This is a genomic window from Tepidimonas sp. HKU77, from assembly GCF_049728535.1.
Classification (GTDB): Bacteria; Pseudomonadota; Gammaproteobacteria; order Burkholderiales; family Burkholderiaceae_C; genus Tepidimonas.
The window spans coordinates 2,441,973-2,461,475 of the sequence record NZ_CP187300.1; the positions used below are offsets into that span (position 1 = coordinate 2,441,973).

General features: G+C 66.4%; 18 protein-coding genes. 12 read left to right on the top strand and 6 right to left on the bottom strand.

Annotated elements, in window-relative coordinates; translation table 11 throughout:
- The first annotated feature begins 68 nt into the window (after positions 1–68).
- Positions 69–1,331: a glycosyltransferase family 4 protein gene (locus ACPP3B_RS11775; protein ID WP_424859101.1), complete on the top strand. Its 1,263-nt coding sequence runs from the start codon at positions 69–71 to the stop codon at positions 1,329–1,331.
- On the opposite strand, the gene lplT is transcribed toward ACPP3B_RS11775, so the two are convergent.
- Positions 1,282–2,535, bottom strand: a complete 1,254-nt coding sequence (gene lplT / locus ACPP3B_RS11780; RefSeq protein WP_424859102.1) for a lysophospholipid transporter LplT — start codon at positions 2,533–2,535, stop codon at positions 1,282–1,284. The two genes, ACPP3B_RS11775 and lplT, sit on opposite strands and share 50 nt — an antisense overlap.
- A 182-nt stretch (positions 2,536–2,717) precedes the next feature.
- Here lplT and ACPP3B_RS11785 point away from each other — a divergent pair, with 182 nt between their 5' ends.
- The 4 genes from ACPP3B_RS11785 to ACPP3B_RS11800 all read left to right on the top strand — a co-directional run bounded on the left by ACPP3B_RS11785 (position 2,718) and on the right by ACPP3B_RS11800 (position 7,163).
- A complete protein-coding gene (locus ACPP3B_RS11785; RefSeq protein WP_424860191.1) occupies positions 2,718–3,569 on the top strand; it encodes a GNAT family N-acetyltransferase in 852 nt (283 codons plus the stop codon).
- Positions 3,570–3,637: 68 nt separating this feature from the next.
- On the top strand, positions 3,638–4,486 hold the full coding sequence (locus ACPP3B_RS11790; protein WP_424859103.1) for a UDP-2,3-diacylglucosamine diphosphatase: 849 nt from the start codon (positions 3,638–3,640) through the stop codon (positions 4,484–4,486).
- Positions 4,487–4,590: 104 nt separating this feature from the next.
- Positions 4,591–6,684 (top strand): polyphosphate kinase 1, encoded by a 2,094-nt coding sequence (ppk1, locus tag ACPP3B_RS11795; protein ID WP_424860192.1) that lies wholly within the window; start codon positions 4,591–4,593, stop codon positions 6,682–6,684.
- Positions 6,685–6,689: 5 nt separating this feature from the next.
- Positions 6,690–7,163 carry a SixA phosphatase family protein gene (locus tag ACPP3B_RS11800; protein ID WP_424859104.1) on the top strand — a complete coding sequence of 158 codons (474 nt, stop codon included), beginning with the start codon at positions 6,690–6,692 and terminating at the stop codon, positions 7,161–7,163.
- Positions 7,164–7,185: 22 nt separating this feature from the next.
- Here ACPP3B_RS11800 and ACPP3B_RS11805 read toward each other — a convergent pair whose 3' ends face one another.
- On the bottom strand, positions 7,186–8,673 hold the full coding sequence (locus ACPP3B_RS11805) for an exopolyphosphatase (protein ID WP_424859105.1): 1,488 nt from the start codon (positions 8,671–8,673) through the stop codon (positions 7,186–7,188).
- A 141-nt stretch (positions 8,674–8,814) separates the two neighbouring features.
- On the opposite strand from ACPP3B_RS11805, the gene pstS reads away from it, so the two are divergent.
- From pstS to phoR, 7 genes are all read left to right on the top strand, one after another.
- On the top strand, positions 8,815–9,852 hold the full coding sequence (gene pstS / locus ACPP3B_RS11810; RefSeq protein WP_424859106.1) for a phosphate ABC transporter substrate-binding protein PstS: 1,038 nt from the start codon (positions 8,815–8,817) through the stop codon (positions 9,850–9,852).
- Between the two features lie 98 nt (positions 9,853–9,950).
- Positions 9,951–10,934 (top strand): phosphate ABC transporter permease subunit PstC, encoded by a 984-nt coding sequence (gene pstC, locus ACPP3B_RS11815; RefSeq protein WP_424859107.1) that lies wholly within the window; start codon positions 9,951–9,953, stop codon positions 10,932–10,934.
- A gap of 1 nt (position 10,935) precedes the next feature.
- The gene (gene pstA / locus ACPP3B_RS11820) at positions 10,936–11,790 is read left to right on the top strand and encodes a phosphate ABC transporter permease PstA (RefSeq protein WP_058615584.1); all 855 of its coding nucleotides are present in this window, start codon (positions 10,936–10,938) and stop codon (positions 11,788–11,790) included.
- A 49-nt stretch (positions 11,791–11,839) separates the two neighbouring features.
- Positions 11,840–12,658, top strand: coding sequence for a phosphate ABC transporter ATP-binding protein PstB (gene pstB / locus ACPP3B_RS11825; RefSeq protein ID WP_068609968.1), 819 nt, complete (start codon positions 11,840–11,842; stop codon positions 12,656–12,658).
- Positions 12,658–13,359 (top strand): phosphate signaling complex protein PhoU, encoded by a 702-nt coding sequence (gene phoU / locus ACPP3B_RS11830; RefSeq protein WP_143968137.1) that lies wholly within the window; start codon positions 12,658–12,660, stop codon positions 13,357–13,359. The genes pstB and phoU overlap by 1 nt, the downstream gene beginning before the upstream one ends.
- A complete protein-coding gene (phoB, locus tag ACPP3B_RS11835; RefSeq protein ID WP_424859108.1) occupies positions 13,356–14,078 on the top strand; it encodes a phosphate regulon transcriptional regulator PhoB in 723 nt (240 codons plus the stop codon). The genes phoU and phoB overlap by 4 nt, the downstream gene beginning before the upstream one ends.
- A gap of 55 nt (positions 14,079–14,133) precedes the next feature.
- Positions 14,134–15,456: a phosphate regulon sensor histidine kinase PhoR gene (gene phoR, locus ACPP3B_RS11840; RefSeq protein WP_424859109.1), complete on the top strand. Its 1,323-nt coding sequence runs from the start codon at positions 14,134–14,136 to the stop codon at positions 15,454–15,456.
- 3 nt (positions 15,457–15,459) lie between these two features.
- Here the strand turns inward: phoR and ACPP3B_RS11845 are convergent, their stop codons facing one another.
- The 4 genes from ACPP3B_RS11845 to trxA form a co-directional block, all read right to left on the bottom strand.
- Entirely contained in the window at positions 15,460–17,160 is a 1,701-nt protein-coding gene (locus tag ACPP3B_RS11845) for a hypothetical protein (RefSeq protein WP_424859110.1), read from the bottom strand.
- Positions 17,161–17,276: 116 nt separating this feature from the next.
- A complete protein-coding gene (locus tag ACPP3B_RS11850) occupies positions 17,277–17,537 on the bottom strand; it encodes a type B 50S ribosomal protein L31 (RefSeq protein ID WP_424859111.1) in 261 nt (86 codons plus the stop codon).
- Positions 17,538–17,633: 96 nt separating this feature from the next.
- Entirely contained in the window at positions 17,634–18,899 is a 1,266-nt protein-coding gene (gene rho / locus ACPP3B_RS11855; protein WP_424859112.1) for a transcription termination factor Rho, read from the bottom strand.
- A 244-nt stretch (positions 18,900–19,143) separates the two neighbouring features.
- Positions 19,144–19,476, bottom strand: a complete 333-nt coding sequence (gene trxA, locus ACPP3B_RS11860; protein WP_299022777.1) for a thioredoxin TrxA — start codon at positions 19,474–19,476, stop codon at positions 19,144–19,146.
- Positions 19,477–19,503: the final 27 nt, after the last annotated feature.

Here is a 19,503-nt window from a genome sequence, read left to right on the forward strand (position 1 = left end):
CACCGTGTGACGCCGTCGTGACAATGCCGCAGCCGCCCCTTGTCACACGTTTGACGCACTGGCCACGCATGCTGCTGGCCATGGACGAGCGCATCATGATCGAGAGCTTCCCGCCCCGGCGCATCACGCTGCGCGTCTCGGTGGTGACCGAAACCTTTCCGCCCGAGGTCAACGGCGTGTCGACCACGGTCGAGCGCCTGGTGCGCGGGCTGCAGCGTCGTGACCACGATATGCAGGTCATTCGCCCGCGCCAGACCAGCGACGGTTGGGACCGCGAGGGGGCTCGGCTGGGGCTGGAGCAGGTGCTCACGCGCGGCTTGCCGATTCCGCGCTATCCACAGCTGCGTATGGGGCTGCCCGCGCAGCGTGCGCTGCAGTCGCTGTGGATGCACCGCCGGCCTGACATCGTCCACATTGCCACCGAAGGCCCCTTGGGCTGGTCGGCGCTGCGTACGGCGCGCAAATTGCGGCTGCCGGTCAGCACCGATTTTCGCACACACTTCGAGGCGTACAGCACCCACTACGGCGTGGGCTGGCTGCGCCGCTCGGTGCAGGCGTATCTGCGCCGCTTTCACAATCAGGCCGACTGCACGCTCGTGCCCACGCAGGCGCTGGCCGACGCGCTGCGCGCGCAAGGGTTCGAGCGCTTGATCGTGGTGCCACGCGGCGTGGACACCGACCGATTCACGCCGCGCCACCGCCATCCCCTCTTGCGCGAGTCGTGGGGGGCGCCCGGCGATACGCCGGTGTTGCTCTATGTAGGGCGGCTGGCACCGGAGAAAAATCTCGAGCTGCTGGTGCGCACCTATCGGGCGATGATCGACATCGACCCACGCTGGCGTCTGGTGGTGGTGGGTGACGGACCGATGCGTGACCGGCTCGCCGAACACTGCCCGCAGGCGGTCTTCACTGGGGCCCTGACGGGCGACGCACTGGCGCGTGCCTATGCCAGCGGCGATGTGTTGGCCTTTCCGAGCATGACGGAGACATTCGGCAACGTTACGCTAGAGGCGCTAGCCAGCGGGTTGCCCGTGTTGGCCTTCGACTACGCGGCTGCAGCCCAGGTGGTGCGCTCCGGTGTCAACGGATGGTTGGCGCCAGTGGGCGATGAGGACGCTTTCGTCGAGCATGCCCGGCGCCTCGCGCGCGAGCGGGACTGGCTGCCGCGCCTGCGCGCGGGTGCGGCCGATGCGGTGGCGCATTTGGGGTGGGACCGGATCGTTACCCAAACAGAGCATATTTGGGTTCGCCTGCTGGCCGCGCATGCCGCGGGGCCGGGCGTCATTCGCTCGTCGGCTTGGTGGGACGGTCAGCCCGCCATTGGCGGGTGACCAGCCATAACGCGGCCATCGACGCGGACAACATGAGCCCCAGCGACGTCAACAGCGGCACCAGCGGGACGTCGGCACGCAAGGCGGCGGCCAGCAGTGCAGTCGACAGCAGCACGCCCGCGTTCTCGTTGAACCCCTGAATCGCGATCGACTGGCCGGGCTGCAGCAGCCGATGCCCCCGATATTGCAGCAATGCATTGAGGGGCACTACCAACACACCACCCAAAAAGCCGAGCAGCATCAAAATCCCCACCGCCCACGGCGTCGAAGTGAGTTGTACCCCCACCGCGAGGAGCAGCCCCATGGCCACACCGGCTGGCAGCACCCGCCACGCGCGCACCAGTGCCACGCGGTGTGCCGCCCAGCCGGCACCGGCAATCACACCCAGTGCGACGGTGGCCTGCAGGTAGGCCGCTCGGTCTAACGGCAACCCGAGTCGCTGCTCGGCCCAGCGCAGCATAGCCACCTGCATCAACGCCCCGATGGCCCAAAAAGACGTGGTCACGGCCAACGAGAGTCCACCGAGCAGGTCACGCCACAGGCGTCGGTTGTCGTGCCAGAAGCGCGGCCACAAGCGGCGCCAGTCGTCCGTTTGCCAGGGCCGTCGGGCTGCCCGTGCAGGGATGCGGCCGTTGCACCACGCCGCCACCGCGTACAGCGCCAGCACCACCCCAAAGGCTGGCAGCAGCGCCGTCGGTGGGCACACCGGGCCAAGCAGGTTTGCCCATGTGCCATCCAGCGGCAAGCGCCACATCGGCGAGACCCACCAGCCGCCCAGCGCCGTGCCCAGCAGCAGCGACAGCACCACCGAAACCTCCGCCCAACCGTTGGCGGCGACCAGCAGCCGCCCGGGTACCGACTCGGTGATCCAGCCGTACTTGGCGGGCGCGTACAGTGCCGCGCCCAAGCCAAGCAGGGCGAAGGCCAGCAAGGGCTGCAAGCCCGCGACCAGCGCCAGTACCGCCACCGCTTTGAGCGCGTTCATCTGCGCCATCAAGCGCTGTTTAGGGACGGCGTCGGCCCACGCGCCTGCCACCGGTGCCAGCAACACATAGCTCCAGGTAAAGGCGAACTTGAGCAAGGGTGCCCACCACAGCGGATGCTGTTGTTCTTGAAGGTAGGCGATGGCCACGATCAGTACCGCGTGGTCGGCCAGGCCCGAGCAGAACTGCGCCGCCAGCAGCCAAAAAAAACCTGCAGGCATGGTGGGCAAGCCTGACACGGGCACGTGACGGCGTCGTGACGCAGCGGGGCAGGGCGGCTCATGTCACGGCCATGACACGCTTTCGCCAAGGGCGTGTCATGACGGGTTTTCAGAATGCGGTTCAACGGGGTCGGGCTGGCGATCGCCGGCTCCCCGCCCCACTTTGCGGAGACGTCCACATGATGAAAGAAGTGCCCACGCCCACGTTGCACCTGACACCCGTGGGGGATTTGTCCCCTGGCCGCACGGCCGGGAGGTTACTTCACCCTGGGGTGGCTGAAGCGGCTCGCCCCGCTGCGCCGCTCGAAGTCGTCTGGGCGCGACACCTCGATGACGTGCGCGCGGCGCAACGGCTGAGGTATCACGTGTTTGCCGAGGAGATGGGGGCGCGCCTGCGCACGCCGCTACCCGGGCACGACGTGGATTTGTTCGACGACCACTGCGAACATTTGCTGGTGCGTGACGGTGCCAGCGGCGATGTGGTGGGAACCTACCGCGTGCTCACGCCGGTGCAAGCGCGTCGCGTCGGCTGTTTTTACAGCGACACCGAATTCGACCTGACGCGGCTGCGGTCGCTGCGCGACCAAATGGTCGAGCTGGGCCGCTCGTGCGTGCACCCGGCGCACCGGCACGGCGGCGTCATCATGGCGCTGTGGGCGGCGCTGGCCGACTTCATGCAGCGCAACCGGCTAGAGGTGATGATCGGCTGCGCCAGCATCCCGATGCAGCACGAGGGTCCGCACGGCATGGCGGGGGGCGGGCACGCCGCCGCCAGCATCTGGCGCCAGGTGCGCGAGCGTTACCTCGCCCCTGTCGAATATCACGTTCACCCGCGCTTGCCGCTGCCGGTGGACGAGTTGGACGACGGCCTTCCGGTCGAGCCGCCCGCGCTGGTCAAAGGCTATCTGCGATTGGGCGCCAAGGTACTCGGCCCCCCCGCGTGGGATCCAGACTTCAACACGGCCGATCTGCCGATGATGATGCGGCTGGGCGACATGCCGGCCCGCTATCGGCGCCACTTGCTGGGGTCGTGATGTTGCGCAGCGGGTGGTCGAGCGTCACGACGGCCCCGGCGGCGGCCGCCGGGGCTTGGACGCCCAAGATGGCAGCGCGCTGTGTGGAGCCGTTGGTCGAGGACGACGACGGCGAGCCCTTGGGGGTGCGGCGCCAGCGGTTGCGCACCGTATTCATCTCGGATGTGCACTTGGGCACGCCCGGCTGCCAGGCCAAGGCGTTGCTGGCGTTCCTCAAGGCCCATCCCAGTGATCGCCTGTACTTGGTGGGCGACATCATCGACGGCTGGCAACTGCGGCGGCGCTGGTACTGGCCGCAAAGCCACAACGATGTGGTGCAGAAAATCCTTCGCCGTGCGCGCAAGGGCTGTCGCGTGGTGTTCGTGCCGGGCAACCACGACGAATTCGTGCGTCACTTCGTGGGCCACCAGTTCGGCGGGGTAGAGGTGGTGGACGAGGCGGTGCACGTGACCGCCGACGGACGCCGCTTGTGGGTGACGCACGGTGATCTCTACGATGGCGTGATTCAGTATGCCAAATGGCTGGCGTATCTGGGTGATACGGCGTACGAGCTGGCGCTGCGGCTCAACCGGCACCTCAACTCTTTACGCGCGCGGCTCGGGTTGCCGTATTGGTCGCTGTCGCAGTACCTCAAGCACCGGGTCAAGTCGGCGGTGGGCTTCATCACCCGATACGAGGAGGCGCTGGCCGCCGAAACGCGTCGGCGCGGGCTCGACGGGGTGGTCTGCGGGCACATTCACCGCCCCGAGATGCGTACGATCGATGGGGTGTTGTATTGCAACGACGGTGATTGGGTGGAAAGCCTGAGCGCCTTGGTGGAGCACAGTGACGGGCGGTTGGAAATCATCCATTGGGCGCATGGTCGCCTGCTGGAACCGGCGGACACCCCGACACGCGCTGATGTGTTCCCCGGATAAATCCGGTTGTCATCGTTTCGTCACGTGGCGGGACGCCGAAGCGGCAATAATCGCAGGCGATGGCACACCGCCCTTCCTTTGACCGGCCGGCCTCGCCGGCGGCGATGACCATGACCCAGGCAGTCCACCCCTCACACCCCCGTCACGCTTTTCTCGACCGCGACCAAAGCATTCTGGCCTTCAACGAGCGCGTGCTCGACTGGGCCTGCCGTGCCGACGTGCCGCTGCTGGAGCGGCTGCGCTACCTGGCCATCGTCTCGTCCAACCTGGACGAATTTTTCGAGGTCCGCTTCGCCCCGCACCACACCGCGCGCCTGACCAACGAACAGCGCGGCCCCGCGACTGTCGAGACCTACCGGGCATTGACCGAGCGCGTGCATGCGCTGGTCGAGCGTCAATACGCCATTTACAACGATGAGGTCCTGCCCGCCCTGGAAAAACGTGGTATCCGCATCATCGCACACGGTGAGCGCAACCCGCGCCAGCGCCGTTGGGTGCGCGAGTATTTTGTCAACGAAGTGCAGCCGCTGTTGTTGCCCGTCGGGCTCGACCCTTCGCACCCGTTTCCGCAGGTAGCCAACAAGTCGCTCAACTTCATCGTTCGGCTCGGGGGACGCGACGCGTTCGGGCGCGAAAACGAAATCGCTATCGTCAAGGTGCCGCGCGCGCTCAAGCGCTTCGTGCAGATGCCAGCGGTCAAGGGTTCCAAGCAACTGCACTTCGTGTCCGTCTCCAGCATCATCCGTGCACACCTGCCGGATCTCTTCCCCGGTCGCACGGTGCTGGAGTTTTCGCAATTTCGCGTCACGCGCCACTCGGACCTGGCGTTGGACGAGGAAGAGGTGAAAAACCTACGCACCGCGCTGCGGCTGGGGCTGCAGCAGCGCCACTATGGTCAGGCGCTGCGGCTGGAGGTGTCGGCGGGCTGTTCGGACTTTTTGGCCAACTTTTTGCTCGAACAGTTCAATTTGCCACCCGAGAGCCTCTATCGCGTGCCCGGCCCCGTCAACCTGGTGCGGCTCAACCAATTGGTGGACCTGATCGACGCACCGGCGCTGCGTTTCGAGCGTTTCACGCCCGGTTGGCCGGTGGCGCTCACGCCGGGGCAATCGTTTTTCGAGCGGCTCAAGCGCGGTGATGTGCTCATCCACCAGCCCTACGAGAGTTTCGACGCGGTGCTGGCGTTTTTGCGCGAGGCGGTCGAGGACCCACAGGTGCTGGCCATCAAGCAAACCATCTACCGCACCGGCTCCCGTGGCGAGATGACCGAGCTGTTGCGCGAAGCGGTGCGCCGCGGCAAAGAAGTGACCGCCGTGGTGGAACTCAAGGCCCGTTTCGACGAGGAAGCCAACATCAATCACGCCGAACGACTCGAATCGGTCGGGGCGCAAGTGGTCTATGGCATCGTGGGCCTCAAGACCCACGCCAAAATGCTGCTCGTCACGCGCCGCGAGGACGGGCGGCTGGTGCGCTACGCGCACGTCTCCACGGGCAACTACAACCCCGGTACGGCCAAGCTCTACACCGATCTGAGCTACCTGACGGCCGATGAGGCCCTGACAGTCGATATCGACCACATTTTTAGGCATCTCGCCAGCCAGAACCGGCTGCCACGGCTGCACAAGGTGTTGATGGCGCCGTTCCAGTTGCAAAAAGGCCTGCTCGAGCGCATCGATGCCGCGATCGCGGCCGCCAAGGCGGGGCAGCCCGCCCAGATCACGCTCAAAATGAACGCGCTGACGGACGAGCTGTTGGCGCGCGCGCTGGTGGCGGCGTCGCAGGCAGGGGTGCAGATCGACGCCATCGTGCGCGGCGCCTGCATCCTCCCGGCGGGCGTGCCCGGCTACACCGACCATGTGCGCATTCGCTCCGTCATCGGCCGTTTTCTCGAACATTCGCGGGTGTTTTATTTCCGCTACGGCGAGACCGAGGAGCTGTGGCTGTCGAGCGCCGACTGGATGAACCGCAACATGCTGCGGCGGGTAGAGCTGGCCTGGCCCGTCACCGATCCCCAGCTACGGGCGCGCATCATGGATGAGTGTTTGCACCTGTACCTGAGCGACCAGCGCGACGCCTGGCTGTTGCAGCCCGACGGGCAATACGTCAAAGCGGCGGCCGCGGCGGGCCGGTCGGTGCGCGGTAGCGGCCTGCTGTCCGCGCAGTCCACGCTGATGGGGCGCTACGGCACGAAAGGGTGATGGCGATGGACTTGATTTTGTGGCGACACGCCGAGGCCGAGGACCTGGACGAAACCGACGAGGGCGGCGGCGACGACCTGTCGCGGCGCCTGACCCCGCGCGGGGAAAAACAGGCCGCACGCATGGCCGCGTGGCTGGACCGCCAGTTGCCTGAGGGTACCCGCATCTGGTCCAGCCCCGCGGTGCGCACCGAGCAGACCGTGCTGGCCCTGGGGCGCCGCTACCGCGTGCGGCCCGAGCTGGGCCCCGACGGGTCGCCACAGGCGCTGCTGGACGTGGTGCAGTGGCCCGATGCGCGCCACCCTTCGCTGGTGGTGGGACACCAGCCGACGCTGGGCCGGGTGGTGGCCCAGCTGCTGGGCATCGAGTCGGGTGAGTGTTCGATTCGCAAAGGGTCGGTCTGGTGGCTGCGCCGGCGCGAGCGCCATCAAGACTGGCAGACCATCGTGCTGTGCGTGCAGACGCCGGAACTGCTGTAGCCAGCGCCACCGGTGCCGGCCCTCAGCCCAGATCGACCACCAGACGCCACGGCGTGCGTGACCAAGCCTCGGCTTCCTCTTGCAACAACCACGCCGATTGCGGGTACTGGCGCGCCCAACCGGGGCCAGTGGTCAGCCGAAACTGGCGTGTCGACGTCTGCTTCAGCTGCACGGTGGCGACGTCCGGATCCCGACGGGCGTGGCACAGCAGCACCGCCAGCCGCAGACACAGCAGCTGTTTGACGAACAACTCGTCCTCCAGCATGGTTTCTACTTTGCGCAGTTTGCCGCGCTGGCCCAGCACCAGCAGACTCAGCCGGTGTAACTCGGGCAGCGAAAAGCCCGCCGCGTCCACATGATCCAGGATGTAGGCGCCGTGTTTGTGCGCGTCCGTGTGCGAGATGTGCGCGCCGATCTCGTGCAGCCGCGCCGCCCAGGCCAGCTTCTGGGAAAAGCGCCCGTTGTTCGGGTCTGGCCTGGCCACCTGCTCGAACAGGCGCACCGCGACGCTGCGCACCCGCTCGGCCTGCGCGGCGTCGGTCTGAAACTTTTGCGCCAACCAGCGTACCGTACGTTCGCGCACGTCGGTCTCGAGCGAGGCGCGGTCGATCAAATCGACCAGCGCTCCTTGGCGCAGCGCCCCCTGAGCCCGATGGACGACCGTCCAGCCAAACAAGTCGAACAGCGCCAGCATGACGCTGAGCCCGCCCGCCAGCACGGGGCGGCGATCATCCTTGAGCCCCTCCAAGCGCACCGCATCCACGTGGCCTGCGCGCACCAGCCGCTCGGCCACCCAATCGATGCCCTCGCGCGTGATGAGGCCGGGTGGAAACCCGGCCAGCCCCAGCATGTCGGCCAGCGCCCCGGCCGTACCGGAGGAGGCGTAAACCGCATCCCAGCTGCCGGGCACGAACACCTCGAGTACCTCATCCAGCACCGCTTGGGCGGCGATGACCGCCCGCCGCAGCGCTCCCTCGCTGACACGTCCCCCAGGGAAATACCGGTTCGACCACGCCACGCTGCCCAAGCCGTACGACTCCATGCGTTGCGGGCGGTAGCCCTGGCCCAAAATGACCTCGGTCGAACGACCGCCGATGTCGACCACCAGGCGCCGCTCGTCCGAGTGCGGCAGCAAGTGGGTCACGCCCTGGTAGATCAGGCGCGCCTCTTCGTGCCCGGCGATGACGTCGATCGGAAACCCCAGAATGGCTTGGGCGCGGACCAAAAAGTCGTCACGGTTGCGGGCTTCCCGCAGGGTTTGCGTGGCCACGGCCCGAACCTGTCGGCGATCGAACGTGCGCAGTCGCTCGGCAAAGCGGGCCAGGCATGCCCATCCTCGCTCCATCGCCACCAGGCTGAGGGTGTGGTTTTCGTCCAAGTCGGCCCCAAGACGCACCGTCTCCTTGAGGTACTCGACCCGTTCGATGTGGCCGCTCTGGTAGCGGCCAATCTCCAGGCGAAAGCTATTGGATCCAAGGTCCAGGGCGGCCAGCAGGGTTCCGTCTTGCATGCAGGGCTTCCAGTCGTCGGCCTGCAGCATACCAAACCCCCGTGACGGCGCCGCGGTGCCGCGCCGCACGGATGTCACAAAACCGTCACAAAGCGTCACTACACTCCCGATCGTGTTGATGCACACCACGAAAGGATCCGCATGAAACGCCAATTCCTCAAGGCCGTCGCCGCCGTCGCCGTGGCTTCCGTCACCCTGGGCTGGGGCTCCGCCGCCATGGCCGCCGACATCACCGGCGCGGGCGCGACCTTCCCGTTCCCGATCTACGCCAAGTGGGCGGAAGAGTACAAAAAGGTCACCGGCATCGGCCTGAACTACCAGTCCATCGGATCCTCGGGCGGTATTCGCCAGATTCGCGCCAAGACGGTGGCCTTCGGTGCTACCGACGCCCCCCTGCCGGGCGACGAGCTGGAGCGCGACGGCATGGTGCAGTTCCCCGCCATCATCGGCGGCACGGTGCCCGTGTTCAACCTGGACGGCTTCGGCAAGGGTGAGCTGCGCATCACCGGCCCCGTGCTGGCCGAGATGTTCATGGGCAAGATCAGCAAGTGGAACGATCCCAAGATCGCCGCGCTGAACCCGGGCAAGAAGCTGCCCGACCAGGCCATCACCGTCGTTCACCGTGCCGACGGCTCGGGGACCACCTTCAACTGGACCGATTACCTGAGCGCGGTCAGCAAGGAATGGGCCGACACCGTGGGTAAGGGCGCCGCCGTCAAGTGGCCGGCACCGACCTCCGTGGGCGGCAAGGGCAACGAAGGCGTGGCGGCCAACGTCTCGCGCATCAAGGGCTCGATCGGCTATGTCGAGTACGCCTATGCCAAGAAGAACAACATCCCCGTGATGCAGTTGCAGAACCGCAACGGCAAGTTCGTCATGCCCGACGATGCGACCTTCGCCGCCGCCGCGGCCGGCGCCGACTGGTTCAGCGTCCCCGGCATGGGCATCTCCCTGGTCAACCAGCCCGGCGACAACGCCTATCCGGTGGTCACGGCGTCCTTCATCCTGATGTACAAGGAGCCGACCAACAAGGCCGAGAGCGCCGAGGTGCTCAAGTTCTTCGACTGGGCCTTCAAGAACGGCAAGCAGATGGCGCTGGACCTGGACTACGTGCCGCTGCCCGACAAGCTGACCGCCGAGATCCGCAGCAAGGTCTGGTCGCAGATCAACAACAAGTGATCCGCTGAGACCCGTGCGCCCGTCGGCGGCTTGTGAGCGCCGACGGGTTTTTGTTGGATATTCTCCGGAGCCTCAGGTCGATGAACGTGGACATTCCCATGACCCACCCCACCGAAGCCCCCGATGCCGCCGATGCGTCCCGCGTGACGGCGATCGCCCGCCGCCAGCGGCTGCAGGATGTCGTCTTCCATCGGCTGACGCAGGCGTTTTCCCTGCTGGTGTTGCTGGCGTTGCTGGGCATCATCGTCTCGCTGTTCATCAACGCCTGGCCCGCATTCCAGAAGTTCGGCATCCGCTTCCTGTGGTACGTGGAGTGGGACATCGTCAACGAGGAGTTCGGTGCCGCCATCGCCATCGTCGGCACCCTCATCAGCGCCGGCATCGCGCTGCTGCTGGCGGTGCCGCTGGCCTTTGGCATCGCGCTGTTCCTGACCGAGACGTGCCCGGTCTGGCTGCGGCGGCCGCTCGGCACCGCGGTGGAGCTGCTCGCCGCGGTACCCTCCATCATCTACGGCATGTTCGGCCTGTTCGTGTTCGCGCCCCTGTTCGCGGACTATGTGCAGGTGCCGCTGCAAAGCCTGCTCGGCGGCATGCCCCTGATCGGCTGGCTGTTCGGCGGTGCGCCCACGGGTCTGGGCATCCTGGCCGCGGGCATCATCCTCGCCTTCATGATCCTGCCGTTCATCGCGGCGGTCATGCGCGACGTGTTCGAGATCGTGCCCGGGATTCTGCGCGAGTCGGCCTACGGCCTGGGCTGCACGACCTGGGAGGTGGTGCGCCGTATCGTGCTGCCCTACACGCAAAAGGGCGTGATCGGCGGCGTCATGCTGGGTCTGGGGCGCGCGCTGGGCGAGACGATGGCCGTGACCTTCGTCATCGGCAACGCCAACCGCATGCCCACGTCGCTGTTTTCGCCCGGCACGTCGATTGCGTCCACGCTGGCCAACGAATTTGCCGAAGCGGCCGACTTTCACCTCTCGGCGCTGTTTGCGCTGGGGCTGCTGTTGTTCCTCATCACCTTCGTGGTCTTGGCACTGGCCAAGCTCATGATTTTGCGCGCCGAAAAGGCCAAGGGGCTCTGACATGGCGATCGACGACCGACTCTACGCCCGGCGCCGGCTGTCCAACGCCGTCGGCCTGACCCTGTCGATGGCCGCGATGGCCCTGGGCCTGGCGGTGTTGCTGTGGATTCTGTATGTGCTGTTTTCCAACGGCATCGCGGCCATCGACGGCAACATCTTCACCAAGGACACGCCGGCCCCCGGCACCGAAGGCGGCGGCCTGCGCAATGCCATCGTCGGCAGCCTGATGATCGTTGGCCTGACGGTGCTGGTTTCCACGCCGATCGGCATTCTGGCGGGGGTCTATCTGGCGGAGTACGGCGACACCAGCCGCACCGCGTCGCTGACGCGCTTCGTCACCGACATCATGCTGTCGGCGCCGTCCATCGTGTTGGGTCTGTTCGTCTACGCCATTGCCGTGGCGACGGTGGGCAATTTCTCGGGCTATGCGGGCAGCCTGGCGCTGTCGCTGATCGCCGTGCCGGTGGTGGTGCGCACCACCGAGAACATGCTGCGGCTGGTGCCCGGCAGCCTTCGCGAGGCGGCGTTTGCCCTGGGCGCGCCGCGCTGGAAGGTGGCGACGATGGTGACGCTGCGCGCGGCCCGCAGCGGCGTCATCACCGGGGTGTTGCTGGCCGTAGCCCGCATCAGCGGCGAGACGGCGCCGCTGCTGTTCACGGCGCTCAACAACCAGTTCTTCAACACCGACATGGGCAAGCCCATGGCCAACCTGCCGGTGGTCATCTTCCAGTTCGCCATGAGCCCGTACGACAACTGGATCCGCCTGGCGTGGGGCGGGGCGCTGCTGATCACGCTCGCCGTGCTGCTGCTCAACATCCTGGCGCGCGTCTACTTCCGCGAGCGCGCGCCCAAGTGAGCCGATGACCCATTCCCAGGATACGCAGGATACGCAGGAACATTCCACCATGACCGCCTCCATTTCTACCGCAGCGGCACTCGGCGAGAACCGGGCGGCCTCGGCCGCGCCCGAGCGCAACGCGATCGAGATCCGCAACCTCAATTTCTATTACGGTCAGTTCCAGGGGCTCAAGAACGTCTCGCTGGACATCCCCGAGCGCCGCGTGACGGCCTTCATCGGCCCCTCGGGCTGCGGCAAGTCCACGCTGCTGCGCACGCTCAACCGCATGTACAGCCTGTATCCGGGGCAGCGTGCCGAGGGCGAAATCCGCTTCGACGGCCGCAACATCCTCGACCCCGACACGGACCTGAACCTGCTGCGCGCGCGCATCGGCATGGTGTTCCAAAAGCCCACGCCGTTTCCGATGACGATTTACGAGAACATCGCCTTTGGCGTGCGTCTGTACGAAAAGCTGTCCAAGTCCGACATGGACGACCGCGTCGAGTGGGCGCTGACCAAGGCGGCCCTGTGGAACGAGGTCAAGGACAAGCTGCACCAAAACGGCATGTCGCTGTCGGGCGGCCAGCAGCAGCGTCTGTGCATCGCGCGCAGCGTGGCGGTCAAGCCCTCGGTGGTGCTGCTCGACGAGCCGACCTCGGCGCTGGACCCCATCTCCACCGGCAAGATCGAAGAGCTGATCCACGAGCTCAAGACCGAGTACACGATCGCCATCGTCACCCACAACATGCAGCAGGCCGCGCGCTGCAGCGACTACACCGCCTACATGTATCTGGGCGAGTTGATCGAGTTTGGCGAGACGGAGCAAATCTTCGTCAAGCCCAAGCGCACGGAAACCGAGGACTACATCACCGGGAGGTTCGGCTGATCATGGAAAAACACCTGTCCAGCCAGTTCGACGAGGAACTCAACCGCATCTCGACCCGCGTGCTCGAGATGGGGGGCGTGGTGGAGTCGCAGCTTCGCCATGCCATCTATGCCCTCTATCAGCTCGACCTGCCGGCCACGCAGCAGGTGCTGGAGCTGGAGGAGCGCGTCAACCGGCTCGAGGTCGAGATCGACCGCGACATCACCTCGGTGATGAGCCGGCGCCAGCCCACCGCGCGCGATCTGCGCCTGCTGGTGGGCGTCTCGCGCGTCATCGTCAACCTGGAGCGCGCTGGCGACGAGGCCGCGCGCATCGCACGCCTGACCAAGGACTTCATCGACGCCGGTGCCCCGCGCGCGCTGCCCATCGACGATCTGGTCAACGCCGCCAAGATGGCGGCCGAGTCGATTCGCGCCACGCTCGACGCCTTTGCCCGGCTGGATGTGCAGGCGGCGATCAAGGTCATCGACGAGGACAACCGCCTCGACGTGGTGTACGAGGGCTTCGTGCGCAAGCTGATCACCTACATGATGGAAGACCCGCGCATGATCACCCCGTGTCTGGGGCTGATGTTCCTGGCCAAGGCGGTCGAGCGCGTGGGCGACCACGCGAAGAACATCGCCGAGGCCGCGGTCTATGTGGCCATGGGCAAGGACATCCGGCACGCCACGCCGGCCGAGCGCGAATCTGCCATCAAATGAGAAAGCTGCCCCGTGTTCTGGTGGTCGAGGATGAGCCCTCGATCGCGGAATTGATCGCGGTCAACCTGCGGCACAACGGATTCACGCCGATCGTGGTGTTCGACGCCGACGCAGCGGTGCGCGAGGTCGAAGCGGTGTTACCCGACGTGATTCTGCTCGACTGGATGCTGCCCGGCGGCAGCGGGGTGCAGCTGGCACGCCAGTGGCGAACCCTCGAGCGCACGAAGACCGTCCCCATCATCATGTTGACGGCGCGCTCGGAGGAGTCCGACAAGGTCCAGGGACTCGATGCCGGCGCGGATGACTACGTTACCAAGCCATTTTCCACCCAGGAGCTGCTGGCCCGCATTCGCGCCGTCCTGCGTCGGCGGGCACCGGAAGCCGTCAACGACACGGTTCAGGCCGGTGGTTTGCTGCTCGATGCGGCAGCGCACCGCGTGTCGTTCGAGGGCCGCGAGCTCAAGGTCGGCCCCACGGAGTTTCGGCTGCTGCATTTTTTGATGAAGCACCCCGAGCGGGTGCACACGCGAGCGGCGCTACTCGATCGCATTTGGGGCGACCATGTCTTCATCGAAGAGCGCACCGTTGACGTGCACATCAAGCGCCTGCGCGAGGCCCTGGGGGCGGCCGGGGCGATGATCGAAACCGTGCGCGGCGCGGGATACCGGTTTTCGCCTCGGGCCATCGAGTCGGTGACCGACGGCGTGCGCACCGCGTGATCCGTGCTGCGCCATTCGGCGGGATGGCGCAGGGGTTCGTCATAATGTCCCCATCATGACGCGACGTGCGCTCGAACTGCTGGTCTCGACCGCGGTGCCCGCAGCGGTGGCTTTGTGGTGGCCCGGTGGCGGCACGTGGGGCGTGCTGGGGGCGCTGGGGGGGGCGTTGGTCTGGCTGGCGTGGGACGAGCGGCGTGCCCAGCGGGTGTTGGCTTGGTTGCGTGAGCCGTCGGTCTCTCGGTTGCCCGACGTGGGGCCGTGGTGGGGTGAGCTGGTGGAGCGCACGCGCCGCGCGCTCAAGGCGGCCAACCGCAAAGCGCGCAAGGCCAATGCGCGTTTGCAGGAATTTTTACTTGCCATCCAAGCGTCGCCCAATGGTGTCGTGCTGCTCAGCAAGGAAGGCACCATCGAGTGGTGCAATCTGACCGCGGGCGAGCATCTGGGCTTCGACGCCAAGCGCGATCTGGGCCAGCGCATCCGCAACCTGGTGCGCGACCCGACATTCATTGCCTATTTGAACCAGCGTGATTTCACCCGTGCGGTCGAGATCGACGGTCGCCACGCCCGCCCAGGGCACCCCCAGCGCATCTCGGTACAGATATTCCCGTACGCCAAAGGGCGTCGGCTGTTGCTCACGCGCGACATCACCACCATTGAGCTCGCCGAAGCGATGCGGCGTGACTTCGTGGCCAACGTCTCGCACGAGATCCGCAGCCCGCTGACCGTGATCTCTGGCTTCATCGAGACCCTGCAAACCTTGCCCCTGCAGGAGGACGAGCGGCGCCATTATCTGGCGCTTATGCAGCAGCATGCGCAGCGCATGCAAACCTTGGTCGACGATCTGTTGACCCTGTCGCGACTGGAGGGTAGCCCCGCGCCCGATGACTCGCAATGGGTGGACGTGGCCGACCTGTTGGACGAGGCGTTTGCCCAAGCGCAGGCGCTCGCTGGCGTGCTGCACGCCGGACGCCAGCAGCTGGCGCGGGTGCCGGGACCGGCGGCCGAAGTGGCGGGGGCGCGCAGCGAACTGCTCAGCGCCTTGGGTAATCTGCTCAGCAATGCGGTGCGCTACACCCCGGCCGACGGGCGGGTCGAAGCGGGCTGGCGGCTGTTGGGTGAAGGTGATCTTGAGTTTTTCGTCACCGACAACGGCCCCGGCATCGCCGCCGAACATCTGCCGCGCCTGACCGAGCGGTTTTACCGGGTCGACCGCAGCCGTTCGCGCGACAGCGGTGGCACGGGGCTCGGACTGGCCATCGTCAAGCACGTCGCCCAGCGACACGGAGGCCAGCTGCTCATCGACAGCACGGTTGGCGTGGGCTCCACCTTTCGGCTGCGCTTGCCACCAGCCCGCGTGCGGGCCCGGGATCTTGGCTGACGTTCAGCGCCGCTCGAATACCAGCCACCGCTCGCGGTTTTCGCGCAGGCGGGGCACCTCCGTGCGCAGCCGCCAATCGGCGATGTCGATGACTTGCACCAGTGAAGGGTAGTCGCGGGGGTTGACCACCAGCAGGCTGCAGCGCTGCCCGCCGGGTTGCCCAGCGCGCCGCACCTCGAGTCCGCCGTGATGCTGCAAACCGGCGATACGGGCCGCATCCAGCCCGTGCACAAGCACGCAGTCGCCAGCGGGCACCAGCGCGGCGATGCGCTGCGACACCGGGGCCTGGCCCATGCCATGGTTGAGCATCGGCAACCATAGGGTCATGAGCAGCAGCCAGTTGAGGACGGATCCTGCGGCCGAGAGCACGACGCTCTTCCAAAGGGCTGGGCGATGGTGCCCCAGCCGCCATACCACCACGCCCAACCAGGCCAGTGTGGCCGTCAGGGCAGGCAGCCACAGGGCCCAGTGCGTGGTGGGCTCGAAGCCCGGCAGCAGGCGCGCGACGTTGGCGGCTGGCTTCGGCGGCACGCCCGTGTGCACCGCAATCCAGATGATCCAGATGATGAGCGCGGCGCCCGTGAAAAAAAGCACCGCGAACCAATCGATCAGCGCGCTGACGCTGCGGCGCAGCGTCGGCAGGGCAAAGGCGGCCAAGCTGGCCAACGGCGGCAGGGCCAGCAGCAGCGTTCGGTCGTCTCCCGCGTCGAGCCAGGTTGCCACCAGCACGATGACCACCAGGGTCGCGGGCCAGCCGATGTGCGGCTCGCGCCAACGGCCGCGCCAGCGCCACAACGCCCACAGGGCAAACGCGGCCGCGGGCCACAAGAACCATCCCAACAATCGTCCGTAGCTGAGCCAAGTCGCCGGCGTTGTCCAAACCTCCCAGCGCACAGCCGTCCATTCCCCTGTGCGGCCCGCGGCGTTGGCCAGCACCCATGCCGCGGCCAGGGCCGATAGGGTGCCAAGCGCCGCGCCCCAGCGAACGGCGCGTCCGAGCGGCACTCGGTGCCACCACAGCAGGGCGGCGGCGCTGATGGCCAACAGCACCCATGGGGCACCCGACAGCGCCAATCCCCACGCCGCTAGCCACCACCACGCCAGCACCCGCGCGGCGTGACCAGTGCCGGGGGTGTCGTCGATCGCCAGACCGCGCACCACGGCGTAGTGCAGCAGCGCGACAAAGGCCAACTGGGCTGCGGCGGGCGTGACCTCGTGCGCGGGCAGGGCCAGCCCCAAGGTGGCCACCAGCGCCAGCAGCGCGCCGTCGGCCAGTGCGCGGGCGTAATCGGTCGGCCGCGCCTCACCGCCAAACGCCAGCGCCACGGGTTGTGCTGCGGGCTGGCGCGCGAGCCGGTACGTGGCGTACCACGTCGCGGCCAAGGTGCCGAGCAGCAGGGCCACGAATGGCACGCGTGCCGCCAGCTCGGCGGGCAGCGGTAACGATTGCATGGCCAGTGCCCCCAGCCAATAGGGCAGCCACGCCAGGGGCGAGGCCGGCTCGCCCAGTACCTGCGGTGTCCACCACGGGCCGCCGCGCACCATGTCGATCATGACCGCGAATGCCGCCAGATCGTCGGTGCGCCAGGGATCGCGCCCCAGAAAGCCCGGCAGCACGTAGATGGCGATCAGCAGCCACGGGACCCAGCGCGGCAGGCGCCGGGCAGCCTGTTCGGTGACGAGAGCAGGGGTGGATTGCAGCACGTTGGGTGATGGCGGCAAGGGCTGGCGACAGGCGTTAGCCTACACGGGGCAGGCAACAAAAAAGCAGCCTCGCGGCTGCTTTTGTCGTGAGCGCCCGCTGCGGGAACGGCAGCCGGTCAGGACGGCTTGCCCGCGCGCGCATAGCGGTTGCGGAACTTCTCCACGCGCCCACCCATCGTGTCCACGCTCTTTTGCGTGCCCGTGTAGAACGGGTGCGACTCGCTGGAGGTTTCCAGCTTGAACAGCGGCAGCTCGCGGCCGTCGTCGAGCTTGATCGTCTCTTTCGTGTTGGCGCACGAGCGGATGATGAACTGGCTGCCGTTGGACAGGTCCACGAAGCAGACTTCGCGGTAGTTGGGGTGGATGCCTTCTTTCATGATCGCTTTCCTAATGCAGTAGCCACGGCCCGGCCCATCCAGGCAGCACTTGCTGCAAAGCTTGCCATTATACCTTGTCGAATCGACCGCGGTACCTCAGCCGCCGCGCCGCATGAGCTCGAAGAACTCCTGGTTATTCTTGGTCTGCTTCATGCTCTTGAGCACCATCTCCATCGCCTCGATTTCGTCCATGTTGTAGAAGAACTGGCGCAGGATGCGGGTCTTTTGCAGAATCTCGGGCGGCAGCAGCAGCTCCTCGCGGCGGGTGCCGCTGCGGCTGAGCTGGATCGAGGGGAAGACGCGCTTTTCGTACAGGCGCCGGTCGAGGTGGATTTCGCAGTTGCCGGTGCCTTTGAATTCCTCGAAGATCACCTCGTCCATGCGGCTGCCGGTGTCCACCAGTGCGGTGGCGATGATGGTGAGGCTGCCGCCTTCTTCCACGTTGCGTGCGGCACCAAAGAATCGCTTGGGTCGCTGCAGCGCGTTGGCGTCCACGCCGCCGGTGAGTACCTTGCCCGACGACGGCAGCACGTTGTTGTAGGCACGCGCCAGCCGCGTGATGGAGTCGAGCAGGATGACCACGTCCTTTTTCAGCTCGACCAGGCGCTTGGCGCGCTCGATGACCATCTCGGCCACGTGCACGTGGCGTGCGGCCGGCTCGTCGAAGGTGGAGGCGATGACCTCGCCGCGCACGGTGCGCTGCATCTCGGTCACTTCCTCCGGGCGCTCGTCGACCAGCAGCACCATCAGCGTCACCTCGGGATAGTTGCTGGTGATGGCGTGCGCGATGTGCTGCATCATGACGGTTTTGCCGCTCTTGGGCGGCGCCACGATCAGCGCGCGCTGGCCTTTGCCGATTGGGGCGATGATGTCGATGATGCGGCCGGTGATGTTTTCCTCGCTCTTGATGCCCTCACGCTCGAGCTTCATGTGCTCTTTGGGAAAGAGCGGCGTGAGGTTCTCGAACATGATCTTGTGCTTGTTCTGCTCGGGCGGCAAGCCGTTGATCTTGTCGAGCTTGTTGAGCGCGAAATAGCGCTCGCCGTCCTTGGGGATGCGCACGTCCCCCTCGACCATGTCGCCGGTGTGCAGGTTGAAGCGCCGGATCTGACTGGGCGAGATGTAGATATCGTCGGTGCTGGCGGTGTAGCTGGCCGTCGGATCCCGCAAGAAACCGAAGCCGTCGGGCAGCACCTCCAGCACACCGTCCGCGAACACCTGCTCGCCTGCCTTGGCGCGCTTCTTGATGATCGCAAACATCAGCTCCTGCTTGCGCATGCGGCCGGTATTCTCGATCTCGAGCGCCTCGGCCATCTTGAGCAGCTCCGAGACGTGCAGGGCCTTCAGTTCATTCAAGTGCATGGAAATCGACTCCAGACAAGGGAGTGTGCTTGGTGGCTGCGTGGCAGTGGATGCGCACGCGCCAAGACGACATTGGGGAAAACCAACAACGGCCGGAACCATACCGGCGCAATCGGTGCCCGCACGGCTGGTTGGCTACCAACCGGGGCCGGCAGCACGTGGGGCGCTGCCTTTGACACGGATTATGACACCAAACACCCCGGGCAGCCGCACAGAGGCGCCCGCGGTTGGCTGTGCGGCGCTATCAGGCCAGGTACGGCTCGATGAAGGCGGTGAGCTGCTGTTTGCTCAGCGCGCCCACCTTGGTGGCGGCGAGTTGGCCGTCCTTGAACAGCATCAACGTGGGAATGCCGCGAATACCATACTGCGCGGGTACCGTGCGATTTTCATCCACGTTGACCTTGGCCACTTGCAGTTTGCCAGCGTAAGCGGCCGCGATCTCGTCCAGGATGGGCGCGATCATGCGACAGGGGCCGCACCACTCGGCCCAGAAATCCACCAATACCGGCGTCGTCGACTTCAGGACGTCGGCGTCGAAAGTGGCATCGGTCACGTGTTTGATCAGGTCGCTCGCCATGGTGGATGGGCCTCGGGTCGTCGTGTT

Bases quoted from the DNA above. Each gene is read 5' to 3' on its own strand.
- ACPP3B_RS11775 (WP_424859101.1), top strand. From the start codon at position 69: ATGCTGCTGGCCATGGACGAGCGCATCATGATCGAGAGCTTCCCGCCC.
- lplT (WP_424859102.1), bottom strand. From the start codon at position 2,535: ATGCCTGCAGGTTTTTTTTGGCTGCTGGCGGCGCAGTTCTGCTCGGGC.
- ACPP3B_RS11785 (WP_424860191.1), top strand. From the start codon at position 2,718: ATGAAAGAAGTGCCCACGCCCACGTTGCACCTGACACCCGTGGGGGAT.
- ACPP3B_RS11790 (WP_424859103.1), top strand. From the start codon at position 3,638: ATGGCAGCGCGCTGTGTGGAGCCGTTGGTCGAGGACGACGACGGCGAG.
- ppk1 (WP_424860192.1), top strand. From the start codon at position 4,591: ATGACCATGACCCAGGCAGTCCACCCCTCACACCCCCGTCACGCTTTT.
- ACPP3B_RS11800 (WP_424859104.1), top strand. From the start codon at position 6,690: ATGGACTTGATTTTGTGGCGACACGCCGAGGCCGAGGACCTGGACGAA.
- ACPP3B_RS11805 (WP_424859105.1), bottom strand. From the start codon at position 8,673: ATGCAAGACGGAACCCTGCTGGCCGCCCTGGACCTTGGATCCAATAGC.
- pstS (WP_424859106.1), top strand. From the start codon at position 8,815: ATGAAACGCCAATTCCTCAAGGCCGTCGCCGCCGTCGCCGTGGCTTCC.
- pstC (WP_424859107.1), top strand. From the start codon at position 9,951: ATGACCCACCCCACCGAAGCCCCCGATGCCGCCGATGCGTCCCGCGTG.
- pstA (WP_058615584.1), top strand. From the start codon at position 10,936: ATGGCGATCGACGACCGACTCTACGCCCGGCGCCGGCTGTCCAACGCC.
- pstB (WP_068609968.1), top strand. From the start codon at position 11,840: ATGACCGCCTCCATTTCTACCGCAGCGGCACTCGGCGAGAACCGGGCG.
- phoB (WP_424859108.1), top strand. From the start codon at position 13,356: ATGAGAAAGCTGCCCCGTGTTCTGGTGGTCGAGGATGAGCCCTCGATC.
- phoR (WP_424859109.1), top strand. From the start codon at position 14,134: ATGACGCGACGTGCGCTCGAACTGCTGGTCTCGACCGCGGTGCCCGCA.
- ACPP3B_RS11850 (WP_424859111.1), bottom strand. From the start codon at position 17,537: ATGAAAGAAGGCATCCACCCCAACTACCGCGAAGTCTGCTTCGTGGAC.
- rho (WP_424859112.1), bottom strand. From the start codon at position 18,899: ATGCACTTGAATGAACTGAAGGCCCTGCACGTCTCGGAGCTGCTCAAG.
- trxA (WP_299022777.1), bottom strand. From the start codon at position 19,476: ATGGCGAGCGACCTGATCAAACACGTGACCGATGCCACTTTCGACGCC.